The 25,489-nt window shown below is 72.9% G+C and carries 23 protein-coding genes; 7 read left to right on the top strand and 16 right to left on the bottom strand.

All coding sequences use genetic code 11. The features are described 5' to 3' along the window. Positions 1–8: 8 nt before the first annotated feature. The 3 genes from ACFW3D_RS28010 to ACFW3D_RS28000 form a co-directional block, all read right to left on the bottom strand. Positions 9–1,934, bottom strand: a complete 1,926-nt coding sequence (locus ACFW3D_RS28010) for an FHA domain-containing protein (protein ID WP_500508395.1) — start codon at positions 1,932–1,934, stop codon at positions 9–11. A 158-nt stretch (positions 1,935–2,092) separates the two neighbouring features. Then, positions 2,093–2,926 (bottom strand): S1 RNA-binding domain-containing protein, encoded by an 834-nt coding sequence (locus ACFW3D_RS28005; RefSeq protein WP_500508393.1) that lies wholly within the window; start codon positions 2,924–2,926, stop codon positions 2,093–2,095. Next, the gene (locus ACFW3D_RS28000) at positions 2,919–3,770 is read right to left on the bottom strand and encodes an EamA family transporter (RefSeq protein WP_500508420.1); all 852 of its coding nucleotides are present in this window, start codon (positions 3,768–3,770) and stop codon (positions 2,919–2,921) included. Before ACFW3D_RS28000 ends, ACFW3D_RS28005 begins: the two co-directional genes overlap by 8 nt. Positions 3,771–3,936: 166 nt before the next feature. Here ACFW3D_RS28000 and ACFW3D_RS27995 point away from each other — a divergent pair, with 166 nt between their 5' ends. Together ACFW3D_RS27995 and ACFW3D_RS27990 are read left to right on the top strand one after the other, a co-directional pair. Further along, on the top strand, positions 3,937–4,821 hold the full coding sequence (locus ACFW3D_RS27995) for a LysR family transcriptional regulator (protein WP_500508391.1): 885 nt from the start codon (positions 3,937–3,939) through the stop codon (positions 4,819–4,821). Between the two features lie 277 nt (positions 4,822–5,098). Next, entirely contained in the window at positions 5,099–5,299 is a 201-nt protein-coding gene (locus tag ACFW3D_RS27990; RefSeq protein ID WP_500508389.1) for a hypothetical protein, read from the top strand. Between the two features lie 39 nt (positions 5,300–5,338). Here the strand turns inward: ACFW3D_RS27990 and ACFW3D_RS27985 are convergent, their stop codons facing one another. Further along, entirely contained in the window at positions 5,339–6,364 is a 1,026-nt protein-coding gene (locus ACFW3D_RS27985) for a glycoside hydrolase family 113 protein (RefSeq protein ID WP_500508386.1), read from the bottom strand. A gap of 114 nt (positions 6,365–6,478) precedes the next feature. Here ACFW3D_RS27985 and ACFW3D_RS27980 point away from each other — a divergent pair, with 114 nt between their 5' ends. Then, entirely contained in the window at positions 6,479–7,087 is a 609-nt protein-coding gene (locus tag ACFW3D_RS27980) for a TetR/AcrR family transcriptional regulator (protein WP_500508384.1), read from the top strand. Between the two features lie 3 nt (positions 7,088–7,090). On the opposite strand, the gene ACFW3D_RS27975 is transcribed toward ACFW3D_RS27980, so the two are convergent. After that, complete coding sequence (locus ACFW3D_RS27975; protein WP_500508381.1) at positions 7,091–7,612, bottom strand: GNAT family N-acetyltransferase; 522 nt, start codon at positions 7,610–7,612, stop codon at positions 7,091–7,093. Positions 7,613–7,654: 42 nt separating this feature from the next. After that, on the bottom strand, positions 7,655–8,557 hold the full coding sequence (locus tag ACFW3D_RS27970) for an alpha/beta fold hydrolase (RefSeq protein WP_500508379.1): 903 nt from the start codon (positions 8,555–8,557) through the stop codon (positions 7,655–7,657). A 75-nt stretch (positions 8,558–8,632) separates the two neighbouring features. Here ACFW3D_RS27970 and ACFW3D_RS27965 point away from each other — a divergent pair, with 75 nt between their 5' ends. Then, positions 8,633–9,853 (top strand): threonine synthase, encoded by a 1,221-nt coding sequence (locus ACFW3D_RS27965; protein ID WP_500508377.1) that lies wholly within the window; start codon positions 8,633–8,635, stop codon positions 9,851–9,853. A gap of 88 nt (positions 9,854–9,941) precedes the next feature. Here the strand turns inward: ACFW3D_RS27965 and ACFW3D_RS27960 are convergent, their stop codons facing one another. The 4 genes from ACFW3D_RS27960 to ACFW3D_RS27945 are packed head-to-tail and all read right to left on the bottom strand — an operon-like array spanning position 9,942 to position 15,053. Then, the gene (locus tag ACFW3D_RS27960; protein WP_500508374.1) at positions 9,942–11,885 is read right to left on the bottom strand and encodes a glycoside hydrolase family 127 protein; all 1,944 of its coding nucleotides are present in this window, start codon (positions 11,883–11,885) and stop codon (positions 9,942–9,944) included. A gap of 33 nt (positions 11,886–11,918) precedes the next feature. After that, positions 11,919–12,740: a carbohydrate ABC transporter permease gene (locus ACFW3D_RS27955; protein WP_500508371.1), complete on the bottom strand. Its 822-nt coding sequence runs from the start codon at positions 12,738–12,740 to the stop codon at positions 11,919–11,921. A 16-nt stretch (positions 12,741–12,756) separates the two neighbouring features. Continuing rightward, positions 12,757–13,743, bottom strand: a complete 987-nt coding sequence (locus ACFW3D_RS27950; protein WP_500508369.1) for a carbohydrate ABC transporter permease — start codon at positions 13,741–13,743, stop codon at positions 12,757–12,759. Positions 13,744–13,748: 5 nt separating this feature from the next. Further along, a complete protein-coding gene (locus ACFW3D_RS27945) occupies positions 13,749–15,053 on the bottom strand; it encodes an ABC transporter substrate-binding protein (RefSeq protein ID WP_500508366.1) in 1,305 nt (434 codons plus the stop codon). 209 nt (positions 15,054–15,262) lie between these two features. Between ACFW3D_RS27945 and ACFW3D_RS27940 the strand changes: the two genes are divergently transcribed. Continuing rightward, positions 15,263–16,291 carry a LacI family DNA-binding transcriptional regulator gene (locus ACFW3D_RS27940; RefSeq protein ID WP_500508364.1) on the top strand — a complete coding sequence of 343 codons (1,029 nt, stop codon included), beginning with the start codon at positions 15,263–15,265 and terminating at the stop codon, positions 16,289–16,291. Positions 16,292–16,350: 59 nt separating this feature from the next. Here ACFW3D_RS27940 and ACFW3D_RS27935 read toward each other — a convergent pair whose 3' ends face one another. Next, positions 16,351–16,959: a flavin reductase family protein gene (locus ACFW3D_RS27935; RefSeq protein ID WP_500508361.1), complete on the bottom strand. Its 609-nt coding sequence runs from the start codon at positions 16,957–16,959 to the stop codon at positions 16,351–16,353. A 550-nt stretch (positions 16,960–17,509) separates the two neighbouring features. Here ACFW3D_RS27935 and ACFW3D_RS27930 point away from each other — a divergent pair. Together ACFW3D_RS27930 and ACFW3D_RS27925 are read left to right on the top strand one after the other, a co-directional pair. Further along, positions 17,510–18,100, top strand: coding sequence for a flavodoxin family protein (locus ACFW3D_RS27930; protein WP_500508359.1), 591 nt, complete (start codon positions 17,510–17,512; stop codon positions 18,098–18,100). A gap of 93 nt (positions 18,101–18,193) precedes the next feature. Continuing rightward, on the top strand, positions 18,194–18,667 hold the full coding sequence (locus ACFW3D_RS27925; RefSeq protein WP_500508357.1) for a carboxymuconolactone decarboxylase family protein: 474 nt from the start codon (positions 18,194–18,196) through the stop codon (positions 18,665–18,667). 120 nt (positions 18,668–18,787) lie between these two features. Here the strand turns inward: ACFW3D_RS27925 and ACFW3D_RS27920 are convergent, their stop codons facing one another. The 5 genes from ACFW3D_RS27920 to ACFW3D_RS27900 form a co-directional block, all read right to left on the bottom strand. Further along, positions 18,788–19,810: an acetamidase/formamidase family protein gene (locus ACFW3D_RS27920; RefSeq protein WP_500508354.1), complete on the bottom strand. Its 1,023-nt coding sequence runs from the start codon at positions 19,808–19,810 to the stop codon at positions 18,788–18,790. After that, positions 19,807–21,216 (bottom strand): APC family permease, encoded by a 1,410-nt coding sequence (locus ACFW3D_RS27915; protein ID WP_500508352.1) that lies wholly within the window; start codon positions 21,214–21,216, stop codon positions 19,807–19,809. Before ACFW3D_RS27915 ends, ACFW3D_RS27920 begins: the two co-directional genes overlap by 4 nt. 44 nt (positions 21,217–21,260) lie before the next feature. After that, positions 21,261–22,595: a vWA domain-containing protein gene (locus ACFW3D_RS27910; RefSeq protein WP_500508350.1), complete on the bottom strand. Its 1,335-nt coding sequence runs from the start codon at positions 22,593–22,595 to the stop codon at positions 21,261–21,263. Continuing rightward, positions 22,592–23,845: an AAA family ATPase gene (locus tag ACFW3D_RS27905; protein ID WP_500508348.1), complete on the bottom strand. Its 1,254-nt coding sequence runs from the start codon at positions 23,843–23,845 to the stop codon at positions 22,592–22,594. Before ACFW3D_RS27905 ends, ACFW3D_RS27910 begins: the two co-directional genes overlap by 4 nt. 82 nt (positions 23,846–23,927) lie before the next feature. Continuing rightward, complete coding sequence (locus tag ACFW3D_RS27900) at positions 23,928–25,328, bottom strand: hypothetical protein (RefSeq protein ID WP_500508346.1); 1,401 nt, start codon at positions 25,326–25,328, stop codon at positions 23,928–23,930. Positions 25,329–25,489 lie beyond the last annotated feature (161 nt).

Raw genomic sequence — 25,489 nt, 5'->3', positions numbered from 1 at the left:
GGGACCGCTCAGCCGGCCACCGGGGCACTGCGCGGTGCGGGCCGCGGATCCCGGCCTTCGCGGTCGTCCCGGGCGTCCCGGTCGTCCCGGTAGAAGATGTCGATGTCGACCTCCTCGCCGCCGACGGTGACGGTGTCCCACGGGCCGCTGTCCCGCAGGGTGCGCAGCGTCTCGCTCCCCAGGGCCTCCAGCCGCTCCCGCAGGCCGGCGTCGTCGGGCATCCCGGCGATGCGCGGGGCCAGCCGTTCCCGGATCGCGCGCAGCTGCTCCATGAGGGCGTCGACGTCGGCCTCGCGGTCCGGCTCGCCCGCGGCGGCCTCCTCGATGCTCCGCGCGATCCTGTCCTTGATCGCCTGGCCCACCCCGTTCTCGTCGGTGGTGATCATCGCGTTCCAGGCCCGGCTCTTGTGCCGGTACTGGAGCATCGACATCGCCGCCTCGTGCCGTACGAAGTCCGCGTCGCGCAGCGGCCTGCCCCGCCAGGTGCCGCTGAGCGTACGGGCGAGCGAGATCGCCGAGGCCAGACCGCTGTTGAGGCCGCGCCCGGGCCAGAAGTGGATGGCGTTGGCAGCGTCGCCGAGCAGGAACCCGTACGTCCCGGGGCCGGCCGCGGTCGCCGGGTGCAGACGGGCCGTGAAGCGCGGGCGCTGCACCATGTCCAGCCGGAAGGCGGTGATCGCGCTCAGGTCCTGTTCGTCGACGTCGAAGAGCGTCAGGCCCTCCTTGACGCGCTGCCACAGCGCCGATCCCTTGATGAGGGCGGGCAGGAAGAACGTGCTGTGGGTGGAGCAGTGGAAGTCGCCGTGGCCGTCGCGGCTCATCACGCAGGGGCGGGAGGCGATGCACTGCTCGAAGACCTGCCGCACCGGGTCGATCCCGACGACCTCCCGTGCCTCGGCGTCGGTCAGCCGCATGTTCAAAAAGCCCTCGCCGCGCAGCGAGTTGAGGAGGAATCGGTTCTGCGCGACGGTCAGCAGGACGGTCATGGGGTCGGAGAGCCCCGACTTCACCCGCAGGCCCAGCACCACGTCCTGAAGGTGCTCCCCGTCCAGCGAGTAGATGGACGTGTCGGCGGTGCCGAACCGGGCGGCGAAGTGTTCCCGCGTGCGCGACCGGCCGCCCTCGCAGATCGCCAGGACGTGGTCCCGGGCCACCGCCTCCTGCTGCTCGGCCGCGTCGAACCGGGCGGGGACCAGACGGATGCGGTCGCGCTTGGCGTTCGCCAGGTCCAGCAGCGTGTCCTCGACGTAGGCGATGCGAATGTTGCGCGGGTTGAAACCCCGGATCGAGTCCGGTCCGGCGGGCCACATCTCGGTGTAGGTGCCCTCCGCGAACAGCCGGGCCTGCACCTCCTCGGGCAGGTTCAGGTACTGCCGGCTCTGCACCGTCACGACCTGCTGCCGGCGGACGTTGCCCTGGCCCTCGTCCTTCCAGACGACGCGGTCCCCGTCCTGGGCCCAGCGGCCGTCGTAGACGGTGAGGGAGACCCGGCGGCCCATCAGGTTCTCCAGCAGGAGGGCGAACGCCAGCCCCACCGGACCGCCGCCCGCCACCGTCACCTTCAGCACCGGCCCGGGCTCCTCCGGCTCCGCCGGCGGCATCAGCGCCTCCAGCAGGGAGAGGTCGAGGATGGTCTCCATCGCGTCGGCGGCCTCGAAGCCGAAGGTCTCGTCGCCGATGGCGATCTCGTCGCCGGGCTGCAGCACGTGCGACGTCACGGGCTCCCCGTTGACCCGCGTCCCGTTGCTGCTCCCCCGGTCGTAGAGCACGAAGCCGTGACCCTCGCGGCGCACCTCCGCGTGCAGGCGGGAGACGCTGACGCTGGCGATCACCACCGTGTTCCCGGCCTTGCGCCCGAACGTGACGGGCTTGTCGCCGATCCCGAACCTCTCCCCTGCCAACGAGCCTCGACGCCCGACTATCTCAGGAGGCATTCGTCCCTCATCTCCACGTGTCAACGAACCCCGGGAACGCACGCACAGTCCCTGGCTGCCCACCCCGCCCACCGCGGGAAACACCACCGGCGCAACACGTCGCGGAACCACCCTCCGGCGGGTCGCCGGCTACGCCCGCGGGGACCCGGCAGCCTCCGTCATCCGGCGGATTGACGGGCCGCCGGAACCCGCCGCCGGGACAGACGCAGCCTGCGCCGTTCACGGTCGACCTCGGTCACGACGACGGTGATCCCTTCGCCGGTCGCGACGACCTGCTCCGGCGCCTCCACCGGCGGATCGGCGAGCTCCCGGAGCTGCACCAGGCCCTCGACCCCGTCCGCGACCAGGACGAAGGCACCGAACGGGACCAGCTTGGTGACCCGTCCGCGCAGCGTCCGGCCCACCGCGGTCCGGTCTGCGAACTCCACGAAGGGGTCCGGTACGGTCGCCCGCAGGGACAGCCGCGCCTCGCCGTTCGTCGTGTCGAAGTGGATGAACTCGCAGGTGACACGCTCCCCGACCCGGACGATCTCCGTGGGGTCCTCGAAGTGGCGCCAGGAGAGTTCGGGATGGGTGATGAACCCCACGCCGGGGAAGACCGGGTGGTCCGGCCCGTCGTCGAGCGCCACGAACACCCCGAACCGCTCGATCGACGCGATCGTGCCGGTCATCCACGCGCCCGGACGCAGTGACGCGAGGAACGACCACAGCTCGGGGTGCAGGGTTGCGGCCGTCGACAGGAAAACCTGTGCTCCGTCCACGTCGACGGACCGCACCCGGGCGGTGATCCGCTGCCCGGGCTCGATCACCGGACGTCCGGTCCACGACAGGTCCAGCGGCCCCACCGTCCCCAGCGGACGTGCGGGGAAACCGTCCAGGGTCACCGTCACCCCGCGACTGGTGACCTCCGCCGCCGTCCCGCCGCAGCGGTCGCCCACGCGGATCCGGTTCAAGAACTCCCTGCATGCCCGGTCGTCGAACGGTTCACCCATGCGGGACAGTCTCATCCCCGGGCGGGGCACTTGGCGAGGCCCTGTGCGCGACCGTGCCGACCGCGACCGCGTTCGCGGCGACGATCACGAAGGTGGCCGCCCACGCCGCCGCGTCGAGGTGCTGGTCGAGGACGAACAGGCCGACGAGCGCGGCGAAGACCGGGTTCACGCTCATGAAGACGCCGAAGAAGTGCGGCGGGACCCGGCGGAGCGTCAGCAGGTCGGACAGGAAGGGTACGGCGGAGGAGAGGATCCCCGCGGTCACGGCGCAGGCCAGGGCGGTGAGGGTGGGGGGATGCCACCACAGGGCCAGCGCGCCGGCGGGCACGTACGCCGCGCCGGAGACGGCGGCGGCCGCGGCAGGACCCTGCAGTCCCGGGAGCCGTCCGCCGACGACGCGGTTGAGCGCGATGTAGCAGGCCCAGCACGCCGCGGCGAGCAAGGCGAGACCGATGCCCGGGTAGTCGGTGGAGGGCTCGGGGCGGGTCAGGACGACCACGGCGGCCGCGACGGCCAGGGCGCAGAGCACGTCGGTGCGGCGGCGCGAGCCGACCAGGGCCACGGCCAGCGGCCCGAGGAACTCCAGCGTGACGGCCAGGCCCAGGCCGATGCGGTCGACGGCGGTGTAGAGGGAGAGGTTCATCGCCGCGAAGACCACCGCCAGGGCCAGGACCGGACGCCACTGCGCGGCGGTGAAGGACCGTATCCGGGGCCGGCCGACCCCGCACAGCACCGCCGCGGCCACCCACTGGCGGACCGCCACCACGCCCAGCGGCCCGATCACCGGGAACGCCAGGGCGGCCACGGACGCGCCGACCTGGTTGGACAGGCCGCTGCCCAGCATCAGCGCCACCCCGCCGAGGCGCCCCGCGCGCCCGGCGGACGTCCCGTCCGGTACCGCCGCGCCGACCACGATGCCGGCCGAACTCTCCGTCGTCATGCGGGCCACTGTCCCGCCACCGCCCGCCATACGTGAAATGCATCCGCCACACCATCGATACGCTGGACGCATGGATGAGCACCATGGAGGAGGAGCCGCCGGACTCGAACTCCGGCACCTGCGCTGCCTGGTCGCCATCGTCGACGCGGGAAGCTTCACCGACGCCGCCATCGACCTGGGGATCTCCCAGGCCGCGGTCTCCCGCAACCTGCTGGCCCTGGAGCGCGCACTCGGTACGCGGTTGCTGCACCGCACCAGCCGTACGGTCGCCCTCACCACCGCGGGCGTGCAGGTCCTCGCCCGCGCCCGGGTCCTGCTGGCCGGCGTCGACGAGCTCGTCAGGGAGGCCGCCACCGGTCACACCCGCCTGCACGTCGGCCACGCCTGGTCCGCCTTCGGGCGCCGCACCACCGAGTTCCAGCGCGTCTGGCGCGACCGGCACCCCGGCGTCGAGTTGCGGCTGATCCGGCACAACACCCCCACCGCCGGACTCGCCGAGGGCCTCTGCGACCTCGCGGTCGTCCGCGCCCCGGTCGACCTGGACCGCTGGTCCCACGCCCTGGTCGGCCACGAACCCCGCTGCGTGGCCCTCGCCGCGGACGACCCCTGGGCGCGGCGCCGCGGCGTCCGGCTCGCCGAGATCGCCGCCCGTACGCTGGTCGTCGACCGGCGGACCGGCACGACCAGCCCGGACTTGTGGCCGGAGGACGACCGGCCCGCCGTCGAGTACACCCACGACATCGACGACTGGCTCGCCGCGATCGCGACCGGCCGCTGTGTCGGCGTGACGCCGCAGTCCACTTCCGCCCAGTACCGCCGGGAGGGCATCGTGTACCGCCCGCTGCGCGACGCCGCCCCCGTGCCCGTACGTCTCATCTGGCGCCGCCACGACCCGCACCCGGCCACGCACGCGGCGGTCGCGCTCGCCATGGAGCTCTACCGCGGTGACGGCTGACCACGCCGCGGGGGCCCTGACCTCTGGCCAGGGGTCCGGTCGCGTCATCCGTTCGGAGCATCGGGGGCGGCGGTGCCGCGGCCCTCGTCGCGACCTCGCGAGGGCAGCGTGACCTGGAGCGCGAGGGGCGGCGGCGGTCCATCCGATTTGCGTCCGACTCGGCCGGGAGGACGATAACGGACGGAGCCCGTTTCATCCGGTCCGGCCGGCGGACGAGCGTCCACCGGCCGTCGTTCGCGCCCCCGCCGGCGCGACGGCCGCACGGAAGGGAGCAGCCGTGTTGATATCCGCCGTGCTCGTCCCGCTCATCATGCTCGCCGCCGTCCTGGCGCCCAACTGGTACCAGTCCTGGAAGGCGTACTGCGAATCGGTCAGGCTGCCCGTGTCCGCTCCGGAGCCTTCCGAGGGGGCCGGCGACCGCCGGAGCCGGTGGTCGACGGAGCTCGCACGGCTACGGGGCCGCCGGTCGCAGGACTGAGCGGCGCGCCGCCCCATTGCCCGCGCTCAGTGCCCGCGCTCAGTGCCCGCGGTGGTACTCGGCGACGGCGGCGAAGGCCTCCTTGGGCTCCCACGGCATCCCCGGGTACGCGGTTCCGGTGCGGTCCTCGAGGACCTTGACGACGCCGTAGCTCGCCAGGTCCAAGTCCTCTCGGGGGTCGCCGCCGGGGCGGTGCGGGTGGTCGCGGAGCGCGAAGGTGAACACGAAGGTGGTGTCGACCCCGCCGGCGTCGAATGCCTCCAGCAGTTCATGCAGGTACGCCGCCTGGCCCGCCTCGTCGCGGGCGTGGATTCCGTTCAGCCGCAAGGGCGCGCGGGTCCGCGGGTCGTACTCGACGATCTCCAGTCCGCGCGCGCCCGCATCACCGGCGCCCTCGTAACTCGCCGCGCCGAACTCGGTGACGGCGACCGGCTTGCCCTGGGCGACGAGGTCGCGGACGCCGTCGGCGAAGCGGTCGGCGATCGCGGCCGACCGGTACAGGTCCAGGGACACGAAGTCGAACGGGGTCCAGTCGACGCGCTCCAGCGGCACGGCGGCGTACGTGACCTTGCCGGCGAAGCGCTCCCGGACCACGGCCACGGCCTTGCCGAGGAAGGCGTTGACGCGCTCGCCGGCCTCGGCGATGTGCTCGCGCGCACGGTCCGGCCGGCCCAGCAGGGCCACCCGCTCCCCGGTGCTGTCTCCGGGCAGGAACCCCTTGTTCATCAGGCTGAGTTCGGCGCCGGTCACGAACACGACCTCCGCTCCGCTCCGCCTGAGCCGTTCCGCGCGTTCGGCGCAGTCGGCGAACAGCGACAGCGTCTCGTCCTCGGACAGTTCGAGCGGGTAGGGCGAGAACCAGACCTCCAGCCTCAGGTCCGCGGCGTACCCCGCCGTGAGCTCCATCCGGTCCGGATCGCCGCCCATGACGCGGACCGCGTCGCAGTGCAGTTCGTCCCGGATGACACGCACGTCGCGCCTGACCACGTCCGGGTCGAAGCCCTTGTGGCCGATCCGTCCGCCGTAGACGAAACCGGTGTCGTAACTGATGCCCTTGGCGCGCATGCGTCGCCCTCCCGCCTCAGATGATTTACGGTACGGCCAGTACCTTAGTTGTGAGAAATCCAGTACGGCAACGAGAATGGGAAGGTACGTGCCGTACCGATGAGGGGAGGGTCCGTGCCAGGGGACCCCACGGGGCAGACACGCCGGCGCGGTGCGGCCCTGGAGGAGGCGATCCTCGGCGCCGCGGTGGACGAGCTCACGGAGTCCGGGTACGCCGGGCTGACCATGGACAGGGTCGCCGCCCGGGCCGGGACCAACAAGAACGCCATCTACCGCCGCTGGCCCCACCGCCTCGCCCTGGGGATCGCCGCCTACCGGCGCATGACGACGTCCGTCCCCCTCCCCGACACGGGTGATCTGCGCGAGGACGTACTGGAGTTGCTGCGCGGGGCGAACCGCCACTGGAGTTCGCCGCTGGGCGCGGTCCTGCGCGAACTGTTCGCCGCGGCCGGCGGCGCGGCGGAACTCCTGGGGCAGTTGCAGGACCAGTCCGGTGACGCGGTCGCCGCCCCGTGGCTGACCGTCCTGGGCCGCGCGGTCGCCCGCGGTCAGGCCGCCCCCGAGGCGCTCCACCCGAGGGTCGCCACCGTCGCGGTCGTCCTGCTGCGCAACGAGTTCGTCGTCCGCGGGGTGCCCACGGCGCCGGACGACGTCCTCGTGGAGATCGTCGACGAGGTGTACCTGCCCCTGGTGCGCCGGCGCGGTCCCGCCCCCGACCGCTGACGCTCAGGAGCGCGGATCGGTGTCCGCCGGCGCGTCGGCCCAGGTGGTGACGAAGTACCTGAGGCGTTCGTCCTCTCCGGCCGGTCGCATGCCGGCGGCCGTCATGACGTGCTGGGACGCGGTGTTGTCCAGGTCGGCGTCGCCCTTCACACGGGTGACGCCGTGCGCCCGCGCGAACAGAAGCAGTCCGCGCAGGGCCTCGGAGGCGTATCCGCTGCCGCGCGCCGACGGGACGAGGCCGTAGCCGATGGTGACGTCGCCGTGCTCGTCCGGGCGGCCGTGGAAGCCGATGCCACCGATCGCCCGGCCGTCCTCGCGGCGGCGGATCTCGTAGTTGCCGAACGGCCGGGGATCGCCGGTGGCCGCGCAGGTGCCCAGGAAGCGCCTGGCGGCGAACACGTCGCCGTCGGTGGGGTATCCGGGTGCCCAGCGGGCGGCGTCGCCCGGCTCGCCCGCCAGCACGCGCTCGGCCTCGTCGGCGGTCATCGGATGCAGCACGAGCCGTGCCGTCGCAAGATCGTCCATGGCACGCAGGGATACCAGGAGCGGTGACCGGGCCGCACCGGATTATCCGGGGCCCACCGAACAGGGCCCCGGCCCGGACTCGTCGAGGAAGCCCGCCACGACGCGGTTGAACAGGTCCGGGTTCTCCAGGAACATCAGGTGGCTGCCGCCCTCGGCCGCGGAGAAGACGCGGGCCCGCGCGCCCGGGATGAGGGAGGCGACCCACTCGGTCGTCCCGGGCGGGAAGAAGCTCAGCTCGCCCCCGACCACGAGGGTGGGGACGTCGATCCGCGGCAGGACGTCCCGCCAGTCGGCGCCGCAGTGGTCCAGGTGCAGCGCGGCGGCGTTCTGCGGCGGGAAGAGGCGGTTCTGCTCCACCAGCCACTCCACCTCCGCGTCCGGGAACGACGGACCGTGCAGCATGCCGACGATGGCACGTGAGGTGGCGGCGACACTGTCGGGCGTGCCCCGCAGCCCGGCGACGATGCCCTGGGACATCTCCGGGGTGAACACCGCGGAGGGCGGCGCCTCGTCCCCGGCGCCGGCCCGGATCGAGGAGATCACGGGCGGCTGGTCGACCAGGACGAGGCGGGCGATCCGCTCCCCGCCGAAGAGGTCCCAGTAGGACCACACGACCTGGCAGCCCATGGAGTGGGCGAGCAGACTGACGTCCCGCAGGGCCAGGGTGTCCAGGACGTTGCGGAGGTCCATCGCCAGCCGTGCGATCCGGTAGCCGTGGCCGGGTCTACCCGACCGGCCGTGCCCGCGGTTGTCCGCTGCGATCACGCGACGGCGGCCGCTGCTCAGGCCGTCGATCTGCGGGCCGAACTCGGCGGCGCTCTGCGCGAAACCGGGGATGAGGACGAGCGGTTCCCCGGCGCCGGCCTCCGTGTAGTGCAGGCGCACGCCGTCGTTGGTGACCACCTCGCCCTCGCGGCGTTCCGCGGGCGGGCGGCCGGTCGTCACGTCGTCCATGGCATTCGCGCGCCGCGCATGCGGCGCCTTTCCATACTAGGCACCCGGCGAGGTATGAAGGGAATCATGACCTTGCCATTCAGTGTGCTGACGCATCTGGAGTGCGCGCGGTGCGGCCGCCGCCACGACGCCGACCGGGTGCAGAACCTGTGCGCCTGCGGATCCCCGCTGCTCGCCCGCTACGACCTGGACCGGGTCCGGGACGCGCTCACGCCCGCGGACCTCGCGGACCGTCCGCGGACCCTGTGGCGCTACCACGAACTGCTGCCCGTACGGGATCCGGCACACGTCGTCACCCTGGGCGAGGGCATGACACCGCTGGTGCCGCTGCCGCGGTACGGCGCGTCGATCGGCGTGCCGGGGCTGGTGATGAAGGACGAGGGGCTGATACCCACCGGCAGTTTCAAGGCGCGGGGCGCGGCCGTCGGCGTGGCCAGGGCGCTCGAACTGGGCGCGCGCGGGATCGCCATGCCCACCAACGGCAACGCGGGGGCGGCGTGGGCGGCGTACGCCGCACGGGCGGGCCTGGACGCGCTCATCGCGATGCCGGCGGACGCGCCGTCGATCCCCCGGGCCGAGTGCGCCGCCGCCGGGGCCGACCTGTACCTGGTGAACGGCCTGATCGGCGACGCGGGCCGGCTGGTGGCGGAGAAGATCGCCGCCGAGCCCGGCGTCTGGATGGACGCGGCGACGCTGAAGGAGCCCTACCGCATCGAGGGCAAGAAGACGATGGGCCTGGAGATCGCCGAGCAGCTGGGCTGGCGTGCCCCCGACGTCATCGTCTACCCCACCGGCGGCGGCGTCGGTCTCATCGGCATCCACAAGGCCCTGCTCGAACTGCGGGCCCTGGGGTGGCTGCGGGGGCCGATGCCCCGGCTGGTGAGCGTGCAGGCGTCCGGATGCGCCCCCATCGTGCGGGCCTTCGACAAGGGCGAGCGCACCAGCGAGCCGTGGCAGGACGCACGCACGGTCGCCTTCGGCATCACCGTGCCCAAGGCGCTGGGCGACTTCCTCGTCCTGGACGCGCTGTACGAGACCGGCGGCCGGGCCGTCGCCGTCGACGACGAGGAGCTGCTCGCCGACCGCGACAGGTGCGCCGCCGCCGACGGGGCCCTGCTCTGCCCCGAGGGCGCGGCGACGCTGTCGGCGGTCCGGGTCCTGCGCGAGCAGGGGTGGCTGTCCGGCGACGAGGAGGTCGTGGTGCTCAACACCGGGGCGGCGGCCAAGTACCCGGAGACGTTCCGGGTCGACCCGCCGGTCCTGGAGCTGACCGACCGCATCCCGTGAGCCCGCGCCGCCGCCGGGCTTCCCGCCCGGCGGCGTCCCACCTCGACCCGCCTCGACCCGCCCTGGACGGAATTGCCCTGACGATTGGTCAGCTCCTTGCCGCCTGGTCGCTCTCCCCCGTGGTGGTGGGCATCCAGACCCGCATGGTGGAGGGTCCGCGGCTCGCCCAGCCGAGGTACGGCACCAGGGTCAGCTCGGTGCGCTCGCCCTCCGGGGCCGGGGGTTTCTCGTACGCGTAGGGCCACCAGCCCCCCGAGGGGGCGCGGGTCAGCCCGCCCGCGACGACCACCCGGTCACCCTCGCCGTCGCGCGGCGGCACGGAAGGGTCCACGGTGACCGCGTCGACGTCGAGGCCGCCGGGCAGGTCGGCGGATTCGACGCAGTAGACCACGGGCCCGCGCTCCAGGGCGATCGTGCCGCGGACCGCGTCCACCCGGGGGTCGGGGTGCACCCACCGCGGGGCGACGGGGAGTTCGAGGCGGACCTCGTCGCCGGTGCGGAGCGCGCCCGGGACGACTGCCGTACCGGGCCCCACCGGACGGCGCCGTCCGTCGGGGGTGACGAGCCGGGCCCCGCCGCCCGCCCAGCCGGGCACGCGCAGCGACAGGCTCCACGCGCCCGTGGGCGCCTCGTCGACGGTGACGGTGACCGTGCCGTCCGCCGGGTAGCCGGTCCGCACGCGCAGCGCGAGGCGTTCCCCGCCGGCGGTGCGGGTGGCGATGTCGGCGTCGGCGTACTGGTGCAGTTGCAGCCCGCCGGTGTCCGCGGTGGCGACGTACCCGGCGAGCGCGGCCAGGGTGCGCGCCACGTTCGGCAGGCAGCAGGAGACGGCGAACCACGGGGCGCGCAGGCCGGATTCGGAGCGCGGGCGGTCGCTGTCGTGCGGGGGGACGGTCGCACGGACGCGCTGGTGGAGGGTGTTGGCGTAGAAGAAGGAGCGGCCGTCGTCCGCGGGCGAGGCGGCGATGACGTTGTAGAGGGTGCGTTCGGCGAGGTCCGCGTAGCGTGGGTCGCCGGTCGCCAGCAGGAGCCGCCAGCTGAGCATGAGCGAGGCGACGGAGGCGCAGGTCTCGGAGTAGGCGCGGTCCGGGGGCAGGACGAAGTCCTCGCCGAACCCCTCGTCGCGGTGGTGGGAACCCATGCCGCCGGTGAGGTAGGTACGGCGCGCGGTGGCGTGCTCCCACTGCCGGACGACGGCGGCGAGCAGTTCGTCGTCGCCGGTCTCGACGGCCACGTCGACGGCGCCGGAGGCCAGGTAAAGGGCCCTGACGGCGTGCCCGCGCAGGGTGTGCGCCTGCCGCAGCGGAACGTCGTCCTGGAAGTACGCGGGGGCGAACTCGCCCCCGGCGAGGCTGCCGTGGCCGCGGCGGTCGAGGAAGAGGGCGGCCTGGTCGAGGTAGCGGCGCTCACCGGTGGCCCGGTGGAGTTCGGCCAGCGCGGTCTCGATCTCGGGGTGCCCGCACAGGCCGGGGTTGGCGCCCTCGGGTCCGAAGACGTGGCAGATGTGGTCGGCGGCGCGGATCGCCGCCTTGGCCAGCGCGCCGTCGCCGCGGGTGCGCAGCTGGGCCACCCCGGCCTGGATGAGGTGGCCCGCACAGTAGAGCTCGTGGCCCCATTCGAGGTCGCTGTAGCGCGCGGGCCGGCCGGGGTGCCCGAAGGCCGTGTTGAGGTAACCGTCGGCCTCCTGGGCGGAGACGACGGTGTCGGTGAGTTCGTCGACGGCGGCGTCGAGGCCGCTGCCGGGGGCCCGGGCCGCCTCCCACACCATGGCCTCGAGGAGCTTGTAGACCTCGGAGTCGGAGAACTCCCGTCCCCGGCGGCGTTCGCCGAGGGGGCCGCCGCTCGCGGCGATGCGGAAGTTGTCGATCCAGCCGACGCGTTCCATCCACTGCCGGCAGTGGTCGAGGGTCGCGGAGGCGTTGACCTGCTGGCGTCGGGCCCAGAAGCCGCCGGTGATGCGGACTTCGCCGAGGCCGAGAGGACGTCGGCTGCCGCGGGTGGGCAGCACGGGAGCCGGGATCGGCTGTGTCATGGTCTCTCTTTCGGTCGTGGTGCCGGAGCGGGGTCAGCCCTTGAGCGCGCCGGACATGAAGCCGCGGATGTAATGGCGCTGCAGGAGGAGGAAGAGCACGAGGCAGGGCAGGGCCAGGACGACGACCCCCGCCTCGGTGGTCCCGTAGTCGATGGCCCCCATGGACCGCTGCCGCAGGTTGGCGATGGCCAGCGGCAGCGGCGCCTTGGCGCTGTCGGAGATCAGGATCAGCGGGGCGATGAAGTCGTTCCACGCGGCGAGGAAGGCGAAGAGCCCCACGGTGACCAGGCCGGGCCACACCGCGGGCAGGAGGATGCGGACCAGGGCCTGGGCCGTGCCGCAGCCGTCGACAAGCGCGGACTCCTCCAGTTCGTGCGGTACGGACTCGAAGGAGATCCGCATCATGAAGGTCGCGAAGGGGAGTTGGTACATCGTCAGCACCAGGCTCAGCCCGAACAGCGAGTTCTGCAGGCCCAGGTCGCCCAGCAGCACGTACAGCGGGATCAGCAGCGTGGCGTACGGGACCATGAGGATGGCCAGGGTGAGCAGGAACAGGGCGTTCTTCCCGGGGAAGGCGAAGCGCGCGAAGGCGTACCCGCCCAGGAGGGAGACGAGCAGGGTGAGGACGACGGTCAGCAGCGAGACGACGGTGGAGTTCCAGAGGTACTGCGCCAGTCCCGCGTCGTAGTGGAGCAGAGAGCGGTAGTTGCCGAGCCCGTAGCCCGACTGCTGCGCGGTGCCGGGCTGTCCGCTGACGGAGGCCCATGCGCTCCAGGCCAGCGGGAACAGGAAGAGCGCCGCGAGCCCTCCGACGAGGACGTGGTACGGGGTGCGGCCGAGGCCGTGCGGTTTCATGACGGGTCCCTGTCCGCTAGGTGTCCGTGCCGCGCAGTCCGCGGAACTGGGCGACGTTGAGGATCAGCAGCACGGCGAGCACGACGACGGACAGCGCGGCCGCGGCCCCGAGGTCGAGTCGCTGGAACGCCTCCCGGTAGATCAGGGAGACGACCGTCATGGTGCTGTTGTCGGGGCCGCCCTTGGTGAGGATGAAGAACTGGTCGAAGGCGAGCAGCGAGCCGGTGACCGACAGCAGCAGCGTCAGCGCCAGGGAGGGCCGCAGGAGCGGGAGGGTGATGCTGCGGAAGGTCTGCCAGCGTCCGGCGCCGTCCATGCGGGCCGCCTCGTAGACGTCCTGCGGGATGCGCTGGAGTCCGACGAGCAGGATCAGCATGTAGAAGCCGGCGTACTTCCAGACGATGAGGGCGACGGTGGACCACAGGGCGGCGGTCGGGGTCCCGAGGAAGGAGACCGGTCCGTCGACGAGGCCGAACCTCTCCAGGAGCGGGCTGATCGGGCCGACGTTGGGGCTGTACATGCCGAGGAACAGCAGCGACGCCGAGGCCAGCCCGAGCGCGCTGGGCAGGAAGAAGACCGTGCGGAACAGCCCCGTGCCGGGACGGGTCTCCTGGACCAGCAGGGCGAGCAGGAGGGCGAGTCCGAGCAGCAGGACCGTGACGAGGGCGGTGTAGGTGAGGGTGAAGCGGACGGCGGGCCACAGCAGGTCGTCGGTGGCGGCCTCGGTGAAGTTGTCCGGCGCGTTGAAGCCCCGGTTCCCGGCCAGCAGCGGCCAGTCGCTCAGGGATATCCGGCCGACCAGGACCAGCGGCACCACGAAGAAGAGCGCCACGAACAGGGCGGTCGGCGCCGCGTAGCCGATGCCCTGCGCCGGGCGGGTCCGCCACCAGGGGACGCGGTGGGCGGTGCGGGCCTTCCCGGTCCCGGACGGGGACCGGGAAGGGGGCTCCCCGCCGGGGGGCGGGGAGCCGGAGCCGGAGCCGCGCGATCGCGCGAGCAGCATGCCGGTCAGTCCTTCAGGGACTCGGTGATGGCCCTGTTGTCCGCGTCGACCTTCGCGGGGTCACCGAACACGGCGTCCCGCATCAGTGCCAGCCAGGGGCCGTTGGGGTCGTTGAAGGTCTGGCCGAACTTCTGGGAGATGGGCGTCTTGCCCTTGGCGACCGTGGTGTTGATCAGCACCTGGCGGGGGTCGGCCTTGGCGTACTTGTTCTCGGCCAGGTCGGTGCGGACGACGATGTCCTTGTGGGCGGCGAGCACCTCCACCTGGGCCTCGTCGCCGACCGACCACGCGAGGAAGTTCCAGGCCTGGCCGGCCTTCTTGCTGTTGGCCGAGATGCCGAGGGAGTCACCGCCGACGAAGGTCGACTGCCCGCCGTCCGGGCCGGGGATCGGGGCGACCCCGAAGTCCAGGTCCGCCGGCATCAGGCCGAGGGTGGTGGACGGCATCGGCATCACGCCGATGGTGCCCTTGGGGAACAGGCCGGTCCAGGTGGCGCCGGTCTCCTCGGCGGCGCCGGGGGCGGTGATGTCGTCCTGGGCCCAGCCGCGGTACGTCGCGTACACCTCCTTCGCGACGGGCGAGTCCAGGGTGGCGGCGGTTCCGTCCTCGTTCATGACCTCCTGTCCCGCGGCCCATATCGACGGCCACCAGGTGAAGACCCCGCAGCCGCCGCAGTTGCCGCCGAAGAAGGTGCCGTTGACGTCGCCGCCGAGCTTGTCGACGGCGCGGGCCTGCTCGTCCCACTCCTTCAGCGTGGTCGGCGGCTTCTCCGGGTCCAGGCCCGCCTTCTTGTAGAGCGTCTTGTTGTAGAAGAGCACGGAGGAGTCGATGGTGTGGGGCACGGTGTACTTGCGGCCGTCGTGCGTGCCTGCCGCCATGTGGGCGGGTGCCAGCTCCTTGCCGTACGGCAGGGCGTCGAGGCGGTCGGTGATGTCGGCGTACAGGCCGCTGGCGGTGTAGTTGGGCACGAACACCACGTCGGAGGCGAGGATGTCGGGCAGGGACTTGGAGCCGGCCGCGGCGCCCACCTTCGCCTGGTAGTCGTCGGTGGGGATGACCGTCAACTGCACCTTGTTCTTGTGGGACTTGTTGTACGCCTCGACCAGGGCCTGGCTCTGCTGCTGCGTGGCGGCGCGGGTCCACATCGTCAGGCTCGCACCGTCGTCGGGGCCCATGACCCCGCCCTTGTCCTCGGTCGAACCGTTCCCGCCGGAACCGCAGGCCGCGAGTGCGCTCGTGACGGTGAGCAGGCCCACGGCCGCGGCCAGGACCCGCAGGCGCCTTCGTCCCCGTACGTCGGTGGTGTTCATGTCTCGCTCCTTGCTCGGAGGGCCTGCATGTCGAGGAGGCGGAACCGGCCGCCTAAACTCACCGAAAACGTTTTCCGTTAAGGTAGAAGCGGCGCCCACGGGCGTCAACCACCCTGCACGCATCGCGGAAAAAGACTTTCGAGTAGCCTTTCCCCACCCGCGGGGCGCAGCTTCGCGGGCCCGCGACGAACACGAGGAGGGATGCAGCCATGGTCCAGCCGGCCGAACACGCCGCAGGCCGACCCGCGACTCTCAACGACGTGGCGCGGCTGGCCGGGGTCTCCCCCGCCACGGCCTCCAAGGCGCTCAACGGCCGCAGCCAGGTGCGCGAGGAGACCCGGCAACGCGTCATCGAGGCCGCCGAGCAGCTGTCCTTCCGGCCCAATCCCGTCGCCCGCAGCCTGCAGGCCGGACCGACCCGCACCGTCGGACTGCTCACCGGCGACCTGGAGGGACGCTTCAGCATCCCGATTCTGATGGGCGCCGAAGACGCTTTCGGTGCGGGTGAGCTCGCCGTCCTGCTCTGCGACGCGCGCGGCGACGCGATCCGCGAACGGCACCATGTCCGGGCCCTGCTGGACCGGCGCGTCGACGGGCTGATCGTGGTCGGCAGCCGTACCGACCCGCGCCCCTCGCTGGGGCGCGGACTGCCCGTGCCGGTGGTGTACGCGTACGCGCCGTCCGAGGACCCGGACGACCTGTCGATCGTCCCCGACAACGTGGACGCCGGACGGACCGCGGCCCGCCACCTGCTGGCCTGCGGCCGCACCCGCATCGCCCACATCTCGGGCGACCCGACCTACGCCGCGGGCCGCGACCGCGTGCAGGGCGCGCTGGAGGTGCTCGCCGAGGCAGGTGCCGCGCCGGTGGGCGAGGCCCGCTTCGGCGAGTGGTCCGAGGGCTGGGGCCGCGCGGCGACCGTCATGCTCCTCGACTGGCACCCCGAGGTCGACGCCATCATGTGCGGCAACGACCAGATCGCCCGCGGCGCCATCGACATCCTGCGGGAGCGGGGGCGGGTGGTACCGGACGACGTGGCGGTCATGGGCTTCGACGACTGGAAGGTCGTCACCACCGCCTCCCGCCCTCCGCTGACCAGCGTCGACATGCAACTGGAGCACCTCGGCCGCGTGGCGGCCCGCGCCCTGTCCGCGGCCATCGCCGGCCAGCGCCGCTCCGGCACCGAACCGCAGCCCTGCCGCCTGGTGATCCGCGGGTCGACGGCGCCGCTGGCGTAGTCAGCGCAGCAGCGCCGTGACGCCCATCGGCTCCTCCCCGACCGGCTCCTGATCGGCGCTCACAGGGGACGGGGCTCCTCGTACGGGATGCGGTTCAGGTGCCGGATCTCGCCGAGCGTGCCCCACTCGTCGGCGCCGAGCTTGGTGAGCGGCCGCAGCAGAGGGGCGCTGGGGCGCCCCTCCACCAGCACCTCCCGGTCCGCGACGGCGTGCACCACCCGCCCGAAGACGAGGGTGGAGTTGCCCATCCGCAGGCTGGTGTGCGAGCGGCACTCCAGCACGACCGGCGACGCGGCGACCCGCGGCGGACGCACCCTCAGGCTGGGCTCGCGCTCGACGCCCGCGTGGTCGAACTCGCTGACGTGCCGCGGAAAGTCGGTGGCCGTGGCGTTGACCAGTGGCATCAGCGCCTCGGTGGCGAAGTTCACCACGAACTCGCCGGTGTCCTCGACGTTGCGCAGTGAGTCCTTGCGGCCGATCGAGGTGAACTGCACGATCGGCGGATCCGTGCTCGCGATGCTGAAGAAGGAGTGCGGCGCGAGGTTCTCGGCGAGGCCGTCCGGGGTGAGGGTGGAGATCCACGCGATCGGCCGGGGCACGACCACGGAGGTCAGGAAGCGGTAGAAGGCGGAGCCGCCCATGGCCCCGGGATCGAAGTCGACGCGCATGGCCGCAGTATCCACGGCCGCCCCCCGTCGTCCCGCCCGTCCGGCGGCCCCCCGGCGTGTCGGGCCGCGGGTGGGGTTGGTTCGGGCGCTCGTCCGGGGAGGGTGGTGCGGCGGTGAGGTTCGCCTGTCACGGTCTCGGGGCGCCCGATCCGTGCCGACGTGGGCTGTCGCCCGTGCCGGCGCCGTTGGCGGTGCTGCTCGTGGACATCGGGGCCGGCCCGGTCGCCCAGGACCGTGACCGCGCCGTCCGGTCCGGGAACGCGTTCCCGGTCGCCGAACCGGGGGCGGTGCGCTCGCTCTGGAGAGGACGGCGGCCGGCCCCAGGACGGACATCGAGTTCTTCGCGGCCCCCGAGACCGGCCCCTTCGAGCCCGGCGCCGCGCACCGCTGACCGCCCGCACGCCGGAATCCCGTCCGAGGACCACGTCGGCGGGCGGCGTGCTCCTGGTCACAAACGGCCGCTGGGTGTCATAGCGGCGGGCACTGCTCGGTCCTGGTGGATGAGGGCCCCCGTGGGGGCCGGAAAGACCACCGCAGGAGGAGCACGTCCATGACCACCCCCGTCGTCGCGATCGCCTACCACTCCGGCTACGGCCACACGACCGTCCTCGCCGAGGCCGTGCGTGACGGTGCCGTGCAGGCCGGCGCCGTCGTCCACCTCGTCAAGGTCGACGAGATCACCGAGGAGCAGTGGGCCCTGCTCGACGCCGCCGACGCCATCGTCTTCGGTTCGCCGACCTACATGGGGACGGCCTCGGGTGCCTTCCACCAGTTCGCCGAGACGACCTCCAAGCGCTGGTTCGTCCACTCGTGGAAGGACAAGCTGGCCGCCGGCTTCAGCAACTCCGGTGCAAAGAGCGGCGACAAGCTCCACACACTGCAGTACTTCGCCATCCTCGCGGCCCAGCACGGCATGACCTGGGTCAACCTCGGCCTGCACCCGGGGTGGAACAGCACCACCGCCTCCGAGAACGACCTCAACCGCCTCGGCATCTACCTCGGCGCGGGTGCCCAGACGCACACCGACGTCGGCGCGGACGAGGTCCACAAGGCCGACATCGCGACCGCGGAGCACCTCGGCCGGCGGGTCGCCGAGCAGGCCCGCGTCTACGCGGCGGGACGCGCGGTCGTCGGCGCCTGACCGGTCGCCGTCGTCGCCTCCGCCCCGCTGTCACATTCCGCGGGGCAGCCCGGTCATCACTGCGAATCGCAACCCACAGACAGAGGAGCTCCCATGGAAGCCCGCGTGAACTACTTCGGCCACGCCCTCGCCGGCAAGGTCATGAGGCACCTGAACTCGGCGAGCAAGGTGCTGGCCGAGTCCACGCTGCCGGTCCTCACCCAGGAGCTGGTGAAGATCCGCGCCAGCCAGATCAACGGCTGCGGCTTCTGCACCGACATGCACACCAAGGAGGCCACCGCGGCCGGCGAGACCTCGGTGCGCCTGAACCTGATCGCCACCTGGCGCGAGGCCACCGTCTTCGACGACGCCGAGCGCGCGGCCCTGGAGCTGGCGGAGGAGGCCACTCGGATCGCCGACGCCTCCGGTGGCGTCTCCGACACCGTCTGGGGCAACGCCGCCAAGCACTTCGACGAGGACCAGCTGGTCGCACTGATCTCGCTCATCGCCGTGATCAACGCGTACAACCGGATCAACGTGATCAACCAGCAGCCGGCGGGTGGCTACCAGCTCGGCATGTTCGGCTGACCTGCGGTTCCCGCCGCCGGCGTCGCCCAGGCCGGGCCGTCCGTCCCCGTCCCGTTCCCGACCGCGGGACGGGGACGGACGGCGTACTCCGGCCGTCCCCGAGGCGTCGCCGGCGGCGGTTCAGCGCGTGCGGAGGTACTCGAGGCCCTTCTCGCGCAGCGACCGGTGCAGGCCGTCGTAGGCCGGGGCACCGCCCAGCACGGTCTTGGGCAGCTTGGCGACCACGGTGTAGTTGGTGTCGACCACGTTCCCGATGGGCGCCAGTCCGGCCTGGCTGACCAGCTGGTACGCGTCGAGCCGGTGCAGACCGGTGAGGGAGGACGTCCAGCCGACCAGGTCGTGCTGGCTGATCCGGTAGGCGTCCTCGAGCGGCCGTACGGACCCGGTCGACATCAGGAAGCGGTCGTCCTCCAGGCGTGGCCAGGCGGGGGCACCGCCCTTGAGGAGGTCGATCACGACCACCGTGTGCATCGCGGCCTCGACCGCGGTGCCGCACACCTCGCCCTCGCCCTGCCGGCAGTGCCCGTCGCCGATCGCCAGCTGCGCCCCCGGCACGTTGACGCCCAGGTAGAGGGTGGTGCCGGCGCGCATCTCGGGGGTGTCCATGTTCCCGCCGTGCGCGCCCGGCGTGATGCTCATGACGACCTCGCCGGCCGCGGGGGCGACCCCCACGGTGCCGTGCATCGGGTCGAGGGGCAGCTCGACCGTGTGGTCGGAGAAGCGGGCCCGGAACCGGCAGCTGTTGCGCTCGCGGTCGATCCCGTACCGCCAGACGACCTCCTCCAGCGGGTCGTGCAGCATCGCCGTGGAGTGCGTCGTGGTCAACGCGCCGAAGTGCGGGAAGGTGGTGGACACCGCCCAGTCCCGGGCCGGCGCGATGTCGACGAAGTGGACGGCCAGGGTGTCCCCCGGCTCGGCCCCCTCCACGTGGATCGGGCCGGTGACCGGATTGAGGTACGGGAACTCGCACACCTTGCTCGGGAGGTCGTCGGGGCCCCGGACCAGGCCGCCGAAGCAGTCCTCCGTGAAGAGCTCCACGACCGTGCCCGGGCGTACGCGCAGCAGTGGCTCGCGGGTGCCGCCGAAGGCGTAGGCGTACTGCTCGGCGGTGGGGTGGAGCCGTACGACGTCGGGATCGTTCATGCCTGTCCGGCCTCCTCTGCCGCGGTGGGCTCGTCGGGTATCTCGGTGCGTCGCCCGGCGACGAGCAGGCCCACCAGCAGGGCGGCGCCGACGGCCAGCCAGAGGAAGCCGAGTCGCTGGGCGGTGACCTTGGCGTTGATCACCACGAAGGTGAGGATCGCGAAGCCGATCAGCGGAGCGATGAGGTGGCGCCACCAGTCCCGGCTGCCCTGGCGGACGACGTAGTGGACGACGACCGATACGTGCAGCACGAGGAAGGCGGTCATGGCCCCGAAGTTGACCAGCGAGCTGAGCAGGGTGATGCCGTCGTCGCGGGAGTTCATGTACAGGCCGAGGCCGAGCGAGACCACCGCCACGAGGAGGGTGGCGTTCACCGGGACGCGGCGGCGATCGTCGACGGTGGCCAGGAAGCGGGGCAGTTGCCGGTCGCGGGCCATCGCGAACAGCAGCCGGGACGTCGCCGCCTGCGCGACCAGGGAGTTGGCGAAGCCCCAGGCGATCGCGGTGGCCAGCGCGCTGAGCGTGCCCAGCCAGCGGCCTCCGGCGACCTCGGCCGCCTGGTAGAAGGCGGTGCCGTCCGGGTCGCCCTCCTTGATCAGCGTCGGCGCCTCGGGCACCAGCATCGCCGCGATCCAGGTCTGGACGATGAACAGCACACCGGCGAGCAGCAGCGCGGCCACCATGGCCCGGCCGATCGCCCGGGCGGATTCGCGGTTCTCCTCGGCGAGGGTGGAGATGCCGTCGAAGCCGAGGAAGCTGAGCACGGCGATCGACACCGCCCCGAAGATCAGGGACCAGGAGAAGGTGCCGGAGTCGTAGAAGGCGTGCAGGCTGAAGCTGCCCCTGCCCTGGGCGAGAGAGACGATCCCGAAGGCCAGGAAGATCGCGAGTACGACCAGTTCGGCCACGAGCATGATCTTGTTGATCCGGGCGGTCATCTCGATGCCGAGCCAGTTCACGACGGTGTTGAGGACGACGAATCCGATCAGCCAGATCCACACGGACACCGACTCGACCAGCGAGTTCATCGCCACCGCGGCGATCAGGTAGAGCAGCGCGGGGACCAGGATGTAGTCCAGCAGGATCATCCAGCCGGAGAGAAAGCCGAACGGCCTGCCGATGCCCCGCCCCGCGTAGGAGTAGACCGACCCTGCCATCGGGAAGGCCCGGGACATCTGCGCGTAGGAGTGCGCGGTGAACATCATCGCCAGCATGCCGATGGCGTAGGCGAGGGCGACCATGCCGCCCGAGCCCTGGAACACGCCGCCGAAGATGCCGAACGGCGCGATCGGCACCATGAAGACCAGGCCGTAGACCACCAGGTCCCGGTAGCCCAGTGACCGGGCCAACTGCTGGGTGTAGCCGTACTTCTCGAGATCTTGCCCTTGAGGTGCGCTGTCGCTCACGTCGCCTCCCCGGCGGCCGCGGTCCCCTGACTGGCGGGGTGATCTTAGGGTCCGCGGCCGACGCAGGGGAACGCTTGTGCACAGGGATTCTGACGGAACATGAGATGTTCCCCGGCACCGTCATCCGGCGGGGCGGACGGCCCGATGTGGACCACGCGTGCCCAGTCGGGCGGCGTGTCCGGCACGCGGTCGGGGTCGTCCTCGCGCCACGAGCGGCGCCCGCCCTGCCGGGGGAACAGGCCCACGACCGTGCGGCAGGCCGGACGCGACTCGGGCCAGGGCGTCTGACCGTCGGTCAGCACCACGACGACGTCCGGCCGGGGCCGCGTGCGCAGCGCCCTCGCGAAGCCGCTGCGCAGGTCCGTGCCGCCACCGCCCACCAGCGGAATGTCCTGGGCGCTGCACAGCGGGTGGGCGATCCGTGCCGCGGCGTCGCACGGCACGACGGTGACCAGGTCGCGGCGGCCGCCCACGGCGCGGGAGATGGCCGCCACTTCGAGGAGCGCGCTGCCGAGTTCGGCGTCGCTGACCGAGCCGGAGGTGTCGATGACCACGCAGACCCGGGGCGGTCTGCGCCGCAGGCTCGGCAGGACGACGCCGGGCACACCGGCCGACCGGCGCGAGGGCCGGCCGTAGCTGTAGTCCTGGCCCGCGCCGGCACCGGAGGCCGCCGAGCGCACCGCCGCGCCCAGCAGTTCCCGCCACGGCTGCGGCGGGTGGAACGCCTCCTCGGCCCACCGCCGCCAGCTCTCCGGCGCATGGCCGGGGCGGCCGTTGATGCCCTGCGCCACGCGGAAGCGGACGCCGTCGCGTTCCTGCTCGCTCAGGCCGTCGGCGCCCTCCGGCCCGAGGTCCCACTCCCGTTCCAGTCCGTCCGCGCCGCTGCCGCAGTCCAGCCAGACGAAGTCCTGGGTGAGCGGGCCGATCCCGAACAGCCCGAGGTAGTCCTCCATGAGCAACCCCTCGGGGAGTCGCAGGGAACGCGGGAGGACCGCTCCCTGCGGCACCTCCAGCCCCTCCCCGAAGGCGTCGTCGTTGACCTCGCAGTCCGCGGCGATGTTCATCCGCAGCCGCTCCGCCGGACCCTCCAGCCCCTGCTCGCGGGCGACGCGGTCACCGCGCCCGTGGTGGTCGCGCAGCAGGTGCGACACCTCGTGCACCCACACCCCGGCCAGTTCCTCGAGCGGCGTGCGGTCCACGAACGCCGGGGAGACGTAGCACCGCCAGTGCGGGTCGACGGCCATCGTCGGCACCCGCCGGGACTCCACGACGTGCAGCGCGAACAGGGCCGTCGCCAGGTAGGGCCGGACCCGGGCGGCGTACAGCCGGGCGGCGAAGAGCTTCTCGAGGTCCAGCGCCGCAGGCGCCTGCGCGCTCACCTTCCGGCCTTCGCGACGAGCCCGGACCGGTCGGCCGCCCGGTCGGCCCGACGGGACAAGGACACCACTCCGGCCATCCGCTCAATGGCCGCGGGGACGTCCCAGTCCTCGCGGCGCAGCGAGGCGAGCGTGGTCGCGGGGACCACGACCAGGTCGGGAGCGCCGGTTTCGAGGGCCCGGACGAGCAACGTCCACGCCGCGTCCCAGCGGGACTTCTCCGGCCGGTTGCGGACGGCGTCCACCACACCGTCCAGGACGGCCTGGCGCAGGTCCCCGCGTTCGGGCAGTACGGCACCGGCCGGGTCGGCGAGCAGTTCCTCGGGGTCGGGGAGGTCCATCCGGTCCATGCTCGCCAGCAGTTCCAGCCCCGGACCGTCGCCCACGGCGCCCCGGACGAGCAGCGAGAGCACCTCCCGGGAGACGTCGGCCGCGGTCGCGAAGGCGATCAGGGAGAGCGTCATCTCCCAGCTGCGCGGGGACGGCCAGGCGCCGCCGCGGCGCGTCTCGTTGGTGGGGAGGCGGTGGACGAGACCGGGGCGGGCGGCCAGCAGCCCGCACACCGCGCGCCGGGCGAAGTCCACGGCCTCGGGCAGCTTTCGGGGGTCGAGCCGCGGCAGTGCCGCCCGGGGCCAGGTCCCTCCGAGGCCGCGGACCACCACGTCGTGGTCGTGGGTCCACTGGAGGTGGACGAACCGGTTGGCGAGCGGCGCGCTCAGTTCCCAGCCGTCGGCCGCGGAGGAGCGTGGGTTCGCGGCGGCCACGATCCGCACCCCGGGTGGCAGCCGCAGGGCCCCGATCCGCCGTTCGAGCACGAGGCGGAGCAGGGCCGCCTGCACGGCGGGAGGCGCGGTGGACAGCTCGTCGAGGAAGAGCAGGCCCCGGCCGGCCCGCACCAGGCGCACGGCCCAGTCCGGCGGTGCCATCGGAACGCCCTGCTCGGCGGGGTCGTCCCCCACGACGGGCAGACCCGAGAAGTCGGACGGCTCGTGGACGCTGGCGATCACCGTGGTCAGCGGGAGGTCCAGGGCGGCCGCGAGCTGGGTGAGGGCCGCGGTCTTGCCGATCCCTGGCTCGCCCCACAGCAGCACCGGCAGGTCGGCCGCGACGGCCAGTGTGAGGGCCTCCAGTTGGGTGTCGGGGCGCGGCTCGGTGGCGGTCTGCCGCAGCAGGGTCAACAGGGTGTTGGCCACGTCGAGTTGAGTCTCGGTGGCCGGGTCGGAGGGCAGGGCGGACGGGGCGTGCGTGGGCATGGGTGATCACCTCGGGGGTCGTGAAGCCGAAGGGGGTAAGGGGATGCGGGGCGTGCGCGGGGATGCCGCGCCCGCCCCGCGGTCAGCGGGAGGTGCGGGGCCGCGGCTGCGGTCGGCCCGAGCGGGAACGGCCGCGGGGCGCCGGGAAGCACTCGCGCGGCGGGACACGTCCGGGGGCGGGCCCGGCAAGGCCGGCCCTGAACAGGCCGTAGGCGATGCGCCGTTGGGCGGCCGCCTCCAGCTCGTCCCGCAGCGGGCCGTCGCGGAGCACGGCACCGGGACCGAGCAGGCCTTCCACGACGGCCAGTGCGCCGGTGATGTCGCCGTGGTCCAGACGTGCCCGTACGTCGGCGAGCGATTCCGGACGGCGGTGCGCCCGGTCGATCGCCTGCAGGCACGGCAGCGGAGTGCCGGTCAGCGCGACCAGCAGTTCCTCGCGGCGGATCTCGTCCGGGTCGTGGTCCAGCGCGGCCAGGACACCGTCGACCATGCCGATCCGGTGCAGCGCGCCCCGGCACTCCACGACGCGCGGTCGTCCCGGCCGCCCCTGCGGCAGGGGCGGAGCGGACGGCGTGTGGCCGGGCACGAGCGCGGCGGCGACCAGCGGGTGCAGCCCGTCGGCACCGATCAGGCCGGCGTGGAGCAGTTCGACGTCCGGTGGCACCCAGGTCGCCGCGTCCGGCAGCACCGGCAGGCCCCGTGGGCCCCCGCCGTCCGCGGTCGTCTCCGTTATCCGTTCGATGGGCGGTTCCGCGCCGTCGCCGTCGCCGGTCACGTCGACGAGCAGCCGGTGGCGGGAGCCCAGGCGCACGGTGACGGCACCGCTGGTCAGGCCCTCGGCGCGCAGCACCGTGCGCGCCTCGTCCTCCCACCGGTCGACGGCGCACCGCTGGTGCGGCGGCAGCGGCCCGGGCAGAGCAGCCGATTGGCGGCCGGTCCCGGCACGGAACGCGAGTTCACCGGTTCTGCGCTCGTCCCACAGATGACGGTGCAGGTCGAGGCGGAACCGGCGGTGGGGCCGGTGGTGCGGATGGTGGAGGGCGCCCGCCCCGGGGCGGGCCGGGTCCCACAGCGCGAGGCTGAACCGCTGCCCCCCGTCCGCCCATGCGGGCGGGGTCCTGACCACGAGGTCCAACCGCTCGCCACCGTCCGCCCCGGTGGCCCCGTACCGGGCCAGGGTGATGGTCAGGCCCGGGCGCAGCAGACCGTCGGGGGCGACCCGCGGCATGTGCCAGCGCAGCAGGTCGGGAGCCAGATGACGGAGGTCGGCCCGGACCCGGGCAGCGAGTTCGCGGCCGTGGGTGCGGGCGAGGGAACGAAGGTCGAGGTCGACGTCGATGCCGGCGGCGGCACACGCCCCGGCCCAGTCACCGTTGCGGCGGCGGACGGTCGCGGTCTCGACCATGGAGGGCGGCACGGCGAACTCGCGCACGCGCAGCCAGAAGGAAAGGCGGGAATCCTCGTTCGCGATGTGAGTGGGCATCAGCACTCACCTTGCGCGGACGGGACCCCCAATCCGGGAGAGGAAAGAGTCTTCATCGCGGGGAGCATAGCGGTCCCCGCCACGATCTGTCAGGCCCCACCGCGGGGAAACAGGTGCCGGACGGCCCCGTGCGGGAGGTCCGCGAGCGCACCGCACGGCGG

It is taken from the genome of Streptomyces sp. NPDC058864 (assembly GCF_042742985.1).
GTDB lineage: Bacteria > Actinomycetota > Actinomycetes > Streptomycetales > Streptomycetaceae > Actinacidiphila.
The sequence above is the reverse complement of the archived record's forward strand: the minus strand, read 5'-3'. Positions and strand labels throughout refer to the sequence as shown.